The organism is Mesoplasma syrphidae, from assembly GCF_002843565.1.
GTDB lineage: Bacteria > Bacillota_I > Bacilli_A > Mycoplasmatales > Mycoplasmataceae > Tullyiplasma > Tullyiplasma syrphidae.
Genome location: NZ_CP025257.1, coordinates 225,276 through 240,019, shown reverse-complemented (window position 1 = coordinate 240,019; position 14,744 = coordinate 225,276). Strand labels below are relative to the sequence as shown.

Genomic DNA, 14,744 nt, shown 5'->3' with positions numbered 1-14,744 from the left:
AAAAAAGAAGGCTAAGCCTCCTTTTTTAAACTTTTTTAGATTCTTTTATTAATTTGCATATATAAAACCCATCAGTATTGTCTTCATATCCAAAAATCTGTTTTTCAAAAATGATTTTCATTTCTGGATACTTATTAACAAATTTTTTAATTTGCATAAAGTTTTCATCAGCGTTAATTGTACAAGTTGAATAAACCATTTCTCCACCAACTTTTAAGCTTACATAGGCAGTTGTCAATAATTCAGCTTGCAATTTAACAATTTCTGAAAGCGACTTTTGATCAACGTTATTAAATTTAATTTCTGGTTTACGTTTTAAAACTCCAAACCCTGAACAAGGTGCATCCAATAGTACATAATCAAAAGTTTCATTATAATTAATCAATCGTGAATCACCAACATGCAACTCAACATTTTGAACATTCAATCTATCAATATTTTGCTTAATGAGTTTAATTTTATTTTCATTCAATTCATAGGCTATCAGTTTACCAGTATTATTCATAATGGCTGCCAAATGAGTTAATTTTCCTCCGGGTGCTGAACACATATCCAAAACTTTGGAGTTTAAAGTTGGTTGCAAGGTTTCGCCTACTAAAATTGAGGCTGGATCCTGAATTGTGATTTTTCCAGAACTATATAATTCGCTTTTGACAATTGCCCGATCGGCAATTAAGCAGTTTTTAACACTGCTTAATTGTAATCCAAATTCAAATTGGTAAGCTGCCAAAAGCTTTTCAGTTGTACATAGTAATGTATTAACTCGAACACTAATTGGGGGGCGTTGGGTTGAATCCAAGCAAAGCTTACGAGCAATATCAGTGCCATAACTTTGACTAATTTTTTCAAACAAAAATCATGGGTAGCCATTTTCAACACAAAGTTTGCGATCAGAATGATTAATTTTTACTTCAAAAAATTTGTCCTTGTCACGAAGTACCTTTTGTAAACAAGCATTTACTAATCCTGTAAATTTTGGATTTATCTTGCGAGCAATTTGCACTGCTTCATTAACAATTGCATATGAAGGAATCGCTTCTAAAAATCTAATTTGATAAAGACTCATTCATAATAAAATTTGAATTTCCAATGGTGTTTTTCGATTATCAATTAACTTTGAAGTTAAATAATCTAAATAAATTTTATAAGTAATTGTTCCATGAACGATTGCAAAAATTAAATTCTTAAATTTTTCATCAATAGTTTTATTTGAGACTTCATTTAATAAAACATTTGAAAAAGCTTTGTTAGTAAAAACTTTTTTAAGAATTTCTCAACTTTCTAAACGTGAATTAATCATCACACTGAGGTTTTTGCTCAATACTAAAGAAATTAATTTTGAACATTAATTTTTGAATTCCCAGTATTACAAACTCCTTATCCAATAATTTTTTAAAGTCCCCATGAGCTAATACTTTTCGATAAAGATTATCAGTTAAAATTTCAATTAAATTTTTTTCAGCATCAAAATTTTCTTGTTCTTCTTCACTTACTTTGTTCGTATCTAATAAACGAACATTTGTTTCTCAATTATCAACAAAAAATTGGTATGTTTCTTTAACAATTTCAGTGATAATAGCTTTCAGTTGTGAATAAACTGTTGGTCCGTTGCACTCAGCTGCTCCTTCAATTTCTAAAATATCAGTAATTTTAGCAACAGCATTTTCGACAGAATCATTTTCAACAATATATTGGTAATTATGTTTTAAAGGAATTTCTAGCATTGCCTTATCTAAACGTTCCTTAATAATTTCTTCTGATTCTGACTGACGTCCACTAATTCGATTTTTTAACTCCATTAATGTTGGCGGCATTAAAAATATTGATAAAACATTTTTTTCATTACGCAGAACTTGAGTTGCACCATCAACTTCAATTTCTAAAATTACATTTTTGCCTTTTTCCATTTGCTCTTCAACATATTTACGCGGTGTTCCATATGAATTGCCAACAAAGTTAGCAAATTCAATTAATTCATTGTTAACAATTGCTTTAGCAAATTCTTCAGCAGATACAAAAAAGTAGTGAACACCATCTTGTTCTCCATTCCGAGGCTTTCTAGTAGTCATTGAAACAGAATACTCTAAATTTAAATGCTCATCATCACGCAAAACATTATTAACACTGCCTTTTCCAACTCCACTTGGACCTGAAATAATGACCATTCTTCCTTTTCTTTGTACCATGTTACTCTCTTTCCAATCTAAAAAAATATAGATTTTTATTTTTATATGCCTTGCTTTTTAATAATGTTAAACCATTTGCTATTGACAAATCAAATTTTCCAGCACATTCAACAACAACAATTCCTCAATTTTTTAATAGGTTATTTGCCAAAATTTTCTCAAAAACATTGAAATAATATTCTATTTCACTAAACGGTGGATCTAGGTAAATTAAATCAAATTGATCTTTCTTCAAAATCAACAGTTCTAAAAGCTGCAAGTAATCTTTTTGATAAACTGCATACTCTCAAGATTCAACTCCACGAAAATTTTCATTAATAATATTAATTGCTGGTTGGTAATGGTCATTTAAAACTGCAAAATTTACTCCTCTTGAAAGACCTTCAAGTGATAACGCTCCAGAACCCGCAAAAAGGTCTAAGCTTTTTTTACCCTCATAGATAAAATAATTATTTAAAATATTAAACATGTCTTCTTTCATACGAGCTGATGTAGGGCGGGTATTAGTGCTATCTAAAGAAATTAACTTTCGAGCACGATATTTTCCACTGATAACGACCATGAAACCTCCTATATAGTATTATTAATTATACCAAAGATAAGATATTCCTAGTGTTTTTTATTTTCAATAAAGTCTATATTTGCTATACTTTTAATAGACAAATGGAGAATTTTATGAAATTAGACCTTAATAAAGATTTATTGCAAAAGGAAATACCTACTAACAAATGATTAGTCAAAGATAGTAATGTCAAAATTATTCGTTCAGTTAGTCCTGATGTAGAAGACCCCAATAACTTATCTTTAGAGCAAGAAGACTGTATGAATAAATTAATTGACTTTGTGCGTTACTCTCAAGACCCAATCTTAAATAGTGAAGAAAATGATGATTATCTACGCCCTGCTGTTGGCTTAGCAGCTCCACAAATTGGTTACAATTATAATATGTTCTTTGTAAGATTTGAGTTCGACAAAGTTGGTGAAGAGTACGCTATTATAAATCCAAAAATTACTGCCAAAAGTGAGCAAATTACTGCATTAGAAGATGGCGAAGGCTGTTTAAGTGTTAATATTGATCATGAAGGCATCGTACCACGTAGTTTCAAAATTGTTGTTGAGGCGTTTGATTATTTTTCAAAACAATACATTGAATTAACTTTGAGAAGCTACCGTTCAATTGTTTTTCAACATGAAATCGAGCATAATCAAGGCAAGCTATATTATGACTTAATAAATAAAGAAGAACCTCATTATACTAATGAAAAATGAATTTTGATATAAAAAATAACACATAAAAGTGTTATTTTTTTATTTTAGTATTAAAATATTGATATTATAAATTAATTTTTGTAGAAGCTGGAGGTTTCATGAAAAAGATATTTAGAAGAAAGTCATTTTGTTTAGTAACAATAACGAGCATTTATATTGTTATTCAAATATCATTGCTGCTTTCCAACAAGTTAACAGTTGAAAACCTCCATTTTGTCAGACTAGTAAATACTATAAACTTTTTCGTCGTTGGTACATTGTTTGCACTAACAATCGCTAATTTTGTTCGCTTTATATCTCAAGCTGATTTAATTATTAATCATAAAGTTAGTGTTAATTCAATAACAGAAAAAGCGGTTGTTATCAATTTTGTTAAAAGTGTTGCTTCAATCATGCCAATTATTTTAACAAAATCCTTATACCTAATTTTCGAAAAGTTTGTAAATGAAACTGAGATTTCCAGATATACTCAAATTTTAGTTATTGGGTTAATACTTGTCGTATTAATTAGTACAATAGTTTTTGCTTATTTTCTATTAATTTATTTTCAAAAGGGCCAATACTTTGAGGATGAGCATAAAATTAATTTGGTACAGTGATTTAAATTTTACAGACCCAAATCAAAAGAAAAAGATAAGCGTAAAAATGAAAAAATTGATACTCGAGCTTTTATAAGAAAAGTTGTCACATTATTAAACTATCAAAAAACTACAATTGATCTTATCTTTAAAATAAAATTAACACACCAACATATTTTAACTAAAAAGCAGGTTTCACCATTTTCTCAAATAACTTAATTATTAAAAAATAAGGAGGTTATTAAAATGAGAAAAATATTAACAATATTGGGTGCAGTTACTATAACTACTACTTCAAGCGTCCCAACTATATCTTGTGGCCCAGAAAAAAGGGTTGCTAACAAAAAAATTAATCAAAGTAACATTAAAAATGAGGTTGAAAATTTTTTAGATGAGCATATATACAATTCTAGAGAAGAAGCAATAAGTGCATTATCAAAATCAGAATGAAAAGCCGAAGGCATTGCATATCTAGAATGTACAGTTTTGTCAAATCTTTTGCCTCGATCAATTTATGTTACTCCAATATTAAAAAATAACTATAGTTGGGAAAATGCTAGCGATGAAGCCTTTAGCACCGTATTTAAAATGGATGTATCAAATTTAATTGCAAAAAAATATAAAAATATAGCATCTAATTGATACTTAAATATCGAAGAAGCCGAAACAAAAATCAAACAAGAATTTCAAGGAGTTAGTGGAATCAAAAATGTTTCCTTACAGTGAAAAGATCAAAGAAGTTTTTCTGTTGAAGTTAAAATTAATTATGAAGAACGAGTGTCTGGGCCTTTGACACTTTCCTTTACATTATCTAAAAAAACCAATCTTGATTCCAAAATACTAGAAACATTAGAATTATATAAAAATCGAAAATTTGATTCAGAGTTGCAGCTAAAAGGAGCACTTACCACTGGTCTTACTCAAATTGAAGGAGTTAAAAGTATAAATATTACAACTCAGCAAAAAAGTTTAAATAATACTTTACAATGCAATATTACCGTTGAATACAATAATGGTTATGGCGGCGCTTTATTATATCAAAAAGACTTTTTAATCAAAATTGATTTGACCTCAAAAATTGAAAGTTTGTTATCGAATTTAAGTGAACAGTACTACGATAATAAAATAGCTGCTGAAACTAATATTGAAAAAAGGTTAAAACTAATAGACGGAATTGACGATGTTAATATTTCCTCTAATTCAGTAGAAGGAAGTATTAACATATTTAGTTACAATTTAATTGTTAAATACTTTGATACTGACTATATTGGAAAAGATACTTACCAAAGTAATTTTAAAATCAAGACAAATGTAAGTAATTTAATTCATGAAAAAGAACTAGAATTTCAACAAGAAGAATATGATAATTATTTATCTGTTGAAACAAGGGCCAAAGAATTATTAGAAAGCATTAATGGAATTTTCAAAGCTCAAGTAATTGATTTAAACAAAGAGTCATCTTATATTCATATGCGATTATCTTGTGACAAAAATTTTGTATTAGATGATTATGAAGTAAAATGAAATTTTAAAATTGATTTTCCAAAAATAAGTAAAGTAGCGGATCAAGAACTAAGTTACAGAAACAATTTGATTACAAAAACTGTTCAATTAACTGGATCAAAACTTGAGAGTAAAAGAATTGTTGCAATTTCTGCAAATCCGAAAATAATCTCTGTATCAATTAACGGATTAAATGTAACTGTTAGTGCAATGGCAAATGTTGCTGGAATTGTAAATACTCAAATTTCTTTAGAAGTGGCAAATACTCCAGAAACAATGACAAGTTTTAATGTTTCTCTTCAAGGAAAGCCAGAAGTTGAAGTCTTGGATAGCTCATTGCCTGACTTAATTCAAATGCGCACCGGATGAGAAAAAGAAATTGATTTTAAACTAAACTACTTTGATTCTAACTTAGATACAGTTTCAGCTGCGCCATCAGATAATGATGGTCAAACATCAGGGCAAATTATTTTAAAAGATCCTAGCAAAAGCATTTATACTTTGAAAATTAAAGCTTTAAAAGGTAATAATATTTCAAGCAATGGCCAACAAAAAATGAATATATTAGTAAACGAATCTATTGCTAAAAGCTTTGCCACTCAAATTCATGATTTACCTAATATATCATCTGATATTGATAGCAGTTCACAGCTCGCAATAAAAACTAAAACTACAGCGACTATTAAACTAAAACTGACCTTAAATGATTCAAAAGACATCGTTAAAGTTAGAGTAAGCGATGCTGACGGAATTGTTGAACCAACTTTAACAAAAATCGATGAATCAACATATAAACTAGAAATTTATGGTGCTAAAAGTAACAGCTGAATGCCCATTGGTGGTAATCAAGATGTTATTATCAGCATAAATGATAAAGATGTTTGAAAAGTTAATACTAGAGTTAGATAAGCTTTTAAAATATAGTGTTAAAATTAATTTCATTTCCTATAAATAGTATTAAACACTTATGCCAAATCATAAAATATCGCATTTTTAATCAAATATATAATAAAAAATACAAGCAGTTTAAGTTTGTATTTTTTTAACTTTTACAAAGACTTTGAACAATAGTTAGCTCTAATATTTTATATTTTAGAAAGTTAATTTTCAGAAATTTACTTCAAGAAACTTATTTAACAACTTCAGTTGTTTGTAATATGGCTCAAATTGATAAACAATTATTAATAAAGTAACAGCCCTATTTTAAAAGGCCGATAAAATATTTTGTTATTAGTTTTTTTCTAAACGCATTTAAATTTATTGCTTCTGTCTTAAACACAAAGCCAAATATTTCAAATACAAGTAAATTTTTTTTATTAAGACTTATTAAGTTTTCTCATATATCATTTTTTAACTATCCAAATTGGACATTAAGTATTTTTAAAAGTTTTTCAGAATTTGTTTCAAGTATTTGTATATCTGCGACGAATAAATTTTAAAACTTTATTCTCTCTATCTATCTTTCGCAGACTTTTTAACTCTTCAATAAAGTTTTTATTATTTTTTTGTCATGTTTGACTTTGGTTTTAAACTTATTGTACATATTGTTGACTATATTTTATTATCTTTGGTTTTTCCATTCTCTTTAAGATTTAGCATTTTTTTCACTCTTTTTCGGTGCATATATTTTTTTTTGAAGACAAATAGCATTGTAAAATAATTTGCTTCATGAATATATAGTTGTGTCTTACAAAAAAAAAAAAAAAAGTTTTAGAAACCTGTAGATGGTTTCTAAAACTTTTTTTATAGTTAAATTACGCAAGCATCACATTCATAATTTTCACTATTTTCAAGAACTTCTTGACGAACACGAACATAGTAAATTGATGCACAACCACTTGTGAAAGCACGAATATAAGCTTTATTTAAATCACGAGTTGTTGCCTGATCAGTCATAAATAAAGTTAAAGAAATTGCCTGATCAACATGTTGTTGAGCAGCAGCGACAACATCAATAATTGGATTTGGTCCAACTTCGTATGCACCCATTGCGTAGTATCCCATATTTTCAAAATCAATTTTATAGGCTGGTACATAAACTCTTCCCAATTTACCTTCTTTACGAACTTCAACTGGAGCTACAACTGGCTGCAAACTTGGAGTGCATGATGATAAATAACTAATCGATCCTGTTGGAGCAACTGCCATTAAATGCGAATTAGCAATTCCTTCTTTTTGAATTTTTTCGCTTAGCAAAATTCACTGTTCTTGCGTTGGAATTTCAATATTATACTGTGCAAAAATTTCTTTAATTCGAGATGTTTGAGGTGACCATTTTGATGGTTCACATTTGGTATATTTTTCAAAATATTTTCCATCTGCAAATTGAGTTTTTTCAAAATCTGTGAATGCTCCAAATGATTTTACTAATTCATTTGAAGCCTTAAAAGCATGATAAGCCATTACATAGAAAAAAATATTTGTAAAATCAATTGCCTCAGGTGAGTTATAAAAAATTTTGTTAGTTGCTAAAAAACCGTGTAAGTTCATAGCTCCTAATCCCACTGCTCGATTTTTGCGATTTCCTTGTTCAACTGAAGGAGCACATGACAAATCACTATTTCTTGAAACATGATTTAAGGCTCATATTGAGTTAAAAATAGCTTCTGAAAATTCGCTGCCACTTTCCATCATTTTAGCAATATTAACACTTCCTAAGTTACAACAAATGTCGTCTCCAATACTTTTGTATGTTAAATCAACATTAAATTCACTTGGGGTACTTACTTGAACAATTTCACTACATAAGTTACTCATGACAATACGCCCTTGGTTGGCGTGAGCATTGCGATTGTTAACAGTATCGTCGAATAACAAGTATGGATATCCACTTTCAAAATGCAATTCAGCAATTGTTTGAAATAGTTTACGAGCACTAATGAAAGTTTTTTTAATTTCAGGATTATTAAGCATATTGTAATACTCTTTAGTAATTGAAATATCGCTCATAGCCTTTTTATAAACACGCTCAACATCATAAGGACTAAACAGCGCCATTTCTTCATTGTTTTTTGCTAATTCAAAAGTAATATCTGGAACAACAACTCCCAAAGATAGCGACTTAATACGAATTTTTTCATCGGCATTTTCACGTTTAGTGTCCAGGAAGCTCATAATATCAGGGTGATGAACATTTAAATAAACAGCACCAGCTCCTTGTCGTTGGCCCAGTTGATTAGCATAGGAAAAAGAATCTTCTAAAATTTTCATAACTGGAATGATCCCTGTCGCTTGATTTTGGATTTGCTTAATTGGTGCTGAAAATTCACGCAAATTCGTTAAACATAAAGCAACTCCACCACCACGTTTTGACAATTGCAATGAAGTAGTAATTGCTCTTCCAATTGACTCAATATTATCTTCAACACGAATTAAATAACAAGATATGAATTCCCCGCGTTGTTTTTTTCCGGCATTTAAAAAAGTTGGCGTTGCTGGTTGAAATCTTCCCAACATCATTTGATCTAAAATTTTACTTGCCTTGTTAATGTCACTGTCTCCCAAAAATAAAGAACACATTAATACTCGTAATTCATAATCTTCTAAATATTGCTTACCATCAAAAGTTTTCAATCCATAAGCGTTGAAAAACTTTAGTGCTCCCATGAAACTAGGAAACTCATGGTTATATTTAAGTGCTTTAGTGTATAAGTTGGCAATAGCATCTAAATCATAACTATCAATAATTTCAGCTTCATAATAATTATTATTAACTAATCAAGTAATCTTTTCTTTTATATCTCTAAAAGTTTTCGTATTTGGAATTACATGATTTTTCATATATACTCGTGCCGCTTCTAAGTCTAACTTAAAGTTATCTTTTCCCACACTAAACAGTTTCGATTTTGCATTTAATTCAATATATTCGTCAGATTCATTTGTTCCTGACAAAGTTAAAATTTTATTTTCGCTCATAATTATTTTCCCCTCAAAAATTTTTAATAATTTCGCTGATTGTTTCAACGTCATTTTTTGTTCCTAATAATTCAAATTGATATAAAAGTGGGACATTTAGCCGCTTTGAAATAATCGGTCCTGCTAAAGCAAATGTATCACCAAAGTTTGTATTTCCTGAAGCAATTACTCCACGACAAAAATCACGATTCTGCTTATTATTCAAAAACTTAATAACTTGTTTTGGAACTGCCCCATCAGTTAAATTTCCACCCCCACTATAAGTTGGAGTGATCAAAACATAGTCACTATTAACTAAAATTTCCTCATTAATTTCAAACGGAATACGTGAGTTATCAATTCCCAATTTTTGAATAAAACGATGGGTATTATTGGAAATTGAAGAAAAGTAAACTACATGAATCGGTCCACTGGGTTTGACAACATTTTTAGTTGCAACTTTTGTAACATCCTTATGCATTGCTTTAAAACTCTCAATCTTCGTCTTCAGTCTCTTCAGACAACCCCATAACATATGAAGAACCATTACCTGAAAAGAAATCATGATTTTCATCAGCTCTAGCTGATAATTGAGTAAAAATTTCAGGTTTTATACGTGTTTCTTCTTCTGTAAATGGTGAATCATATCCTAGATTTTGTAAAAATTTACCTGCATTGTAAACGCTAAATTTAATTGCATCTTCAGCAAGTCCAAAATCAGCATATAGCTCTGTCAAATAATTTTTCTCCAAATCAATTAGCTCAAACAATAGATCAAAAACAAAGGTTTTCATCTCTGCCTGCTTTTCAGGTGATAGTTTTTCTACCTTGCGTTGATACTTATAACCACTATAGTAGTTATGAATAACTTTATCTCTTAATATTAGACGAATAATATCAGAAGTATTTGGCATTTTCCCACGAGCAGATAAATAAAATGGTAAATAGAATCCTCCATATAGTAAAAATCCTGGCATCATTGCAGCGGCCACTTTCGATTTTAAAGGGTCAGTCCCAACATAGTATGGAATTAAGGCACGAGCACGAGCTTGTAAACTTTCAGTCTCAATTACTCATTCGTGGGCTTCTTCTATTTGTTCGCTTGAACATAGAGTTGAAAATATTGTTCCGTATGAACGTGCATGTACACCAACCATAAATGCGAAGTTGGTATAAATAACTTGCTCATGATCTGTTAATGCATTATTAATTTGAGCTGTATCTCCAACAGTTGCCTGAATAGTGTCTAATAAAGTTAATCCAGTGAAAGTTCTGGTAACTAGTTGTTGTCATTCAGGAGTTAGTGTTTTTCATGACACAATGTCATTTGAAACCGGAATCTTTTCTGGGAGTCAGAAGTTTTGAGTAACCCTAGTTCAAACTTCTAAATCTTTTTCATCATTAATAAAATTTCAATTGACAGAACGTAATTTGCTATTAAAGCCATTTAGAGCATACTCTAATGGTGATACCGATTCTTGGTAGTATTTGTTATTATTTGACATAAAAACCTTTCCTTTTCATAATTTGATAAGTTTAAATAAAGTCGAGGCTTAGTAAACTAGCATCGATATAATTTATTATCTGTTTTATTTTATATTGCCTATTTTTAAAGAAAACAGCATTAAATTGCCATGAATATTGTATATCTTTAACTTTTCCATTCAGCTAACACTTTTTCTCTTTCAAACAGAAACTCATTTTGTGTATGCAAAAGTTTAACCTATAGTCCCTACGTTTGGCAAGGGGTGGAGTCTGTAGCCCATTTTGCTACACTATATAAGTTTCTATTTGCTTATCATTATAACCAAAGTTTTTTTGAAAAACCCATAAACATATTTACAAATGAAAATAGTATTTTTTTCCAAATTTTGCTGAAGAAATTTTGAAAGATTTTCTAAAATTTTTTTTAGCTTTGCATATTTTTTAAAAAAAGGGCTTTTGAATCGATAATGTTTCAATAAAAGTTAAAAAAGTCTATTTTTGTGGTATAAATTATTTAAGAAAATATATTTAGGCCTAAAAAGGTAATTGCTGAAAGAATGCTGATAGAGAATAAAAAATATTAATAAATTAATTTGAGCTGAAAATGAATCAAACTAAAGTATTAGAATTTTTATGTAAAAGGGCCCTTTATATCAAAAATTGAAAGGTATCATTATGGAAAAAAACTTAAAAGTAACTGAAAATAAGCAATCACCAGCTAAACCTGATGAAGAAGAAATTAAGCCATTTGTTTTTAAACAAAAGGAAGTTAAACGTCAATATGCGACAACTCAAATTCCTACCAAAGTATTTGCGTTAGGTGGGTTAGAAGAAATTGGTAAAAACACATATGTTGTTGAATACGATAATGAGATTATTATTATCGATGCTGGAGTTAAATTTCCAGATGCAACAATGTTAGGAGTTAATGCAGTTATTCCTGATTACTCATATTTAGTAGAAAATCAAAAAAAAATTAAGGCTCTATTTATAACTCATGGTCATGAAGATCACATTGGGGGAATACACTATTTATTAAAACAAGTCGATATTCCTGTAATTTATGCGCCTGAATTAGCTTCGGCCTTAGTTCGTGATCGTTTAAAAGAAAATAAATTAACTGGCAAGACAGTCGTTAAAGAATATGTTGCTGATGATATTTGAAAATCAAGCAACTTGCGTGTAAGTTTTGCTGCTTTAAACCATTCAATTCCTGATGCTTTTGGAATTCTAGTTGAAACTCCTAATGGAAATATTTTTTCAACTGGAGATTACAAATTTGACTGAACACCATTAGGGCATTATACAGAATTAAATAAACTAGCAGCAATGGGTGATAAAGGAATTGAGCTTTTAATGGCAGATTCAACTAATGCTGAAGTTGAAGGTTATACTCCAAGTGAAAAGGGAATTATTGAAAACATTGATCAACTTTTTTTAAAGGCAAAAGGACGTATTATGATTACTACTTTTGCTTCAAATGTTCACCGTATTCAACATATTATTGAAACAGCTAATCGTTATGGCCGTAAAATTGTGATTTTGGGTCGTTCAATTGAGCGTATTATTAAAATAATTCGTCAAATGGGACACTTAAAAATTTCTGAAAAAGAATTTATCAAGCCAAATGACATTGATAAATATCCGGATAATCAAATCATGGTAATTACGACTGGTTCACAAGGAGAGCCAATGGCAGCCTTGTCAAGAATCGCTACAGGAAAGCATCAATCAGTAAATATTAAGCCTGGTGATACTGTTATCTTCTCATCATCACCAATTCCTGGTAACCGTGCTGATGTTGAGCGTTTAACTAACCGTTTAACTCGTGTTGGAGCAGTTGTTATTGAAAACTCAGCAAACAATAAGATTCACTCTTCAGGGCATGCTAGTCAAGAAGAACAAAAATTATTGTTTAGCTTATTGCGACCTAACTACTTTATGCCAATGCATGGAGAATTTAGAATGTTGAAAAAACATGTTGAAACTGCTGAATCTGTTAATTTGGAGCCAGGACATGGATTTGTTATGGCTAACGGTGATGTATTAGAATTGCTGAACGGACATGCTAAAGTCGAAAAACGTATAGAAGCTGATGCAATATATGTTGATGGTAAGGACATGACAGGTCAAGCTTCAAATGTAATTCGCGAACGTGATATTTTAAGTCGCGATGGTTTAATTTCTGTTGTCGTTTCAATTGATTCACAAACTAATAAATTATTAAGTCAACCAAAAATTATTTCTCGTGGAAGTTTTTATGTTCGTGATTCAGGAAATGTTATTGGTGAATCAATTAACATTGTTACTAATGCTGTTTTGGAAGTTCTTAATTCTCCAAAGCCAACTTTTGGGGCAATCAAACAAGCAATCAAACAATCTTTATCGCCATATATTTTTAAAACTAAACGTCGTAATCCATTGATTATTCCCGTTATTTTAAATAAAAAACCAAGTGATAAATAAAATAAAATAAATTACCAAAAGAGGCTAAAAAATAACTTATTGTAAAGATAGGTTATTTTTTGTGTTTAAGATATAATTATTATGGTTACGAAAGGAGAGAAAATATGAGAAATCAAAGTATTGTTCCACGTGGGTTTATTGTTTTTGCCCAAATATTAGGAACAGTAATTGCCGTAATCGGATTAATTGCTGCTTTTTACTTTATTAATGATCAATTAAAAAATTTAGCTGTGACAGACCCAAATTTTGTTGAATCTAAAATCTTATGAAGTATTGTTTTGGCAGTTTGTTTATACATGGTATGAAAAACGATTTATACAGCTATTGTTATTTGTAAATTTGTTAAAGAAAGCGATGATCAAGAAATAATTGCTAACCGTTATATCTTAGCAGTTTTATCATTAACATTAGGAGGATTTTTGACTCCTTTTGTGTTAACGCAATTTAGAAATATGGAAACTGTTTCAACAGTTAAACCACGTTGATTCTTATCAAGAGTTTTAGGATTGACAATGTTAGTAGGAGGGATCCTTGGTTTAGGAGGATTCTTGTTATCAGCATTGACAGGTGCTTTTGGTGCAACAGGAATTAGTTTTGCTGATATTTTGGCAAATACTAGTGGGCTAGTGACTTTTATAATTTTAATTAGTTTAACAGCTCTTGGTGCAATTGGAGTATTAACTTTCTATGGTGGAAATAAACAAGAGATTTTTGATGGTAATACTACTGCAAGTAAAATTATGAACAGTGTAGCAGTTATGTTTTTAATTGTTGCAACTCTTGAATTAGTATGATTAATCATTATCTCAATTATTAGACTATTGGGAGCAATTGCAGATCTATTCCAAAAAATGGGTCAAGAAAGCGGATTTATGAAAGCTTTTGCAATTATGTGAGCTTTAGCAAATGTTGTCTTTACATTCTACTATGTTATGATGATTGTTAGAATTTCAGTTGAATGTATTGCTGGGATTTGAGCTCGTGATGGTCGTGTTGTTATTAAATACAATGAGAACGTTGCCAGAGTTGAACAACAAAAACAAGCAAGATAAAAAACTATGGGCATGCATTATCGCATCTCCATAGTTTTTTTAGATAAGATTTTCAATAATTAAAAAAATTATAAATAGACCAAATAAGAAAACTAAAATTTTAAAAATAATTGGAAAAAAATTTGCGCCAACTCAATAAATTGAAAAAACTATATACTTTGCAACATAAAAAACACAAATTACAAACAGAATAAAAAAATTTCAAATTCGGGCAATTACTTTCATTTTGATATATTCTTTCTATATAATTTATTTCATAAATATTTATTTTTAAATTATACTAAATTTTGCTATTTTTTTTACAGGAAATG

General features: G+C 29.6%; 11 protein-coding genes and 1 riboswitch. Of the genes, 5 read left to right on the top strand and 6 right to left on the bottom strand.

Going from position 1 to position 14,744, the window contains the following annotated elements:
- Positions 1 to 25: 25 nt before the first annotated feature.
- Genes rsmB through rsmD form a run of 3 tightly spaced genes read right to left on the bottom strand, consistent with a single transcriptional unit; the run spans position 26 to position 2,748 of the window.
- Positions 26 to 1,300, bottom strand: a complete 1,275-nt coding sequence (rsmB, locus tag CXP39_RS01025; protein ID WP_101305116.1) for a 16S rRNA (cytosine(967)-C(5))-methyltransferase RsmB — start codon at positions 1,298 to 1,300, stop codon at positions 26 to 28.
- Positions 1,293 to 2,186 carry a guanylate kinase gene (gene gmk, locus CXP39_RS01020; protein ID WP_027048491.1) on the bottom strand — a complete coding sequence of 298 codons (894 nt, stop codon included), beginning with the start codon at positions 2,184 to 2,186 and terminating at the stop codon, positions 1,293 to 1,295. Before gmk ends, rsmB begins: the two co-directional genes overlap by 8 nt.
- A 1-nt stretch (position 2,187) precedes the next feature.
- Positions 2,188 to 2,748 carry a 16S rRNA (guanine(966)-N(2))-methyltransferase RsmD gene (gene rsmD, locus CXP39_RS01015; protein ID WP_027048490.1) on the bottom strand — a complete coding sequence of 187 codons (561 nt, stop codon included), beginning with the start codon at positions 2,746 to 2,748 and terminating at the stop codon, positions 2,188 to 2,190.
- Positions 2,749 to 2,861: 113 nt separating this feature from the next.
- Between rsmD and def the strand changes: the two genes are divergently transcribed.
- From def to CXP39_RS01000, 3 genes are all read left to right on the top strand, one after another.
- Positions 2,862 to 3,467: a peptide deformylase gene (def, locus tag CXP39_RS01010; protein WP_101305115.1), complete on the top strand. Its 606-nt coding sequence runs from the start codon at positions 2,862 to 2,864 to the stop codon at positions 3,465 to 3,467.
- 86 nt (positions 3,468 to 3,553) lie between these two features.
- Complete coding sequence (locus CXP39_RS01005; RefSeq protein WP_027048488.1) at positions 3,554 to 4,252, top strand: hypothetical protein; 699 nt, start codon at positions 3,554 to 3,556, stop codon at positions 4,250 to 4,252.
- 27 nt (positions 4,253 to 4,279) lie between these two features.
- Positions 4,280 to 6,445, top strand: a complete 2,166-nt coding sequence (locus tag CXP39_RS01000) for a lipoprotein (protein WP_027048487.1) — start codon at positions 4,280 to 4,282, stop codon at positions 6,443 to 6,445.
- 840 nt (positions 6,446 to 7,285) lie between these two features.
- Here the strand turns inward: CXP39_RS01000 and nrdE are convergent.
- From nrdE to nrdF, 3 genes are read right to left on the bottom strand one after another with little or no spacing between them, the layout of a single operon-like run.
- Positions 7,286 to 9,451 (bottom strand): class 1b ribonucleoside-diphosphate reductase subunit alpha, encoded by a 2,166-nt coding sequence (gene nrdE / locus CXP39_RS00995; RefSeq protein ID WP_027048486.1) that lies wholly within the window; start codon positions 9,449 to 9,451, stop codon positions 7,286 to 7,288.
- On the bottom strand, positions 9,438 to 9,911 hold the full coding sequence (gene nrdI, locus CXP39_RS00990) for a class Ib ribonucleoside-diphosphate reductase assembly flavoprotein NrdI (protein ID WP_027048485.1): 474 nt from the start codon (positions 9,909 to 9,911) through the stop codon (positions 9,438 to 9,440). Before nrdI ends, nrdE begins: the two co-directional genes overlap by 14 nt.
- Before the next feature lie 4 nt (positions 9,912 to 9,915).
- A complete protein-coding gene (nrdF, locus tag CXP39_RS00985; RefSeq protein WP_036256484.1) occupies positions 9,916 to 10,935 on the bottom strand; it encodes a class 1b ribonucleoside-diphosphate reductase subunit beta in 1,020 nt (339 codons plus the stop codon).
- 216 nt (positions 10,936 to 11,151) lie between these two features.
- A riboswitch (nucleoside riboswitch) is annotated at positions 11,152 to 11,215 on the bottom strand.
- A 375-nt stretch (positions 11,216 to 11,590) separates the two neighbouring features.
- On the opposite strand from nrdF, the gene CXP39_RS00980 reads away from it, so the two are divergent.
- Positions 11,591 to 13,381 carry a ribonuclease J gene (locus CXP39_RS00980; protein WP_036256483.1) on the top strand — a complete coding sequence of 597 codons (1,791 nt, stop codon included), beginning with the start codon at positions 11,591 to 11,593 and terminating at the stop codon, positions 13,379 to 13,381.
- Between the two features lie 104 nt (positions 13,382 to 13,485).
- Positions 13,486 to 14,433, top strand: coding sequence for a hypothetical protein (locus CXP39_RS00975; protein ID WP_027048483.1), 948 nt, complete (start codon positions 13,486 to 13,488; stop codon positions 14,431 to 14,433).
- The last annotated feature ends 311 nt before the right edge of the window (positions 14,434 to 14,744 follow it).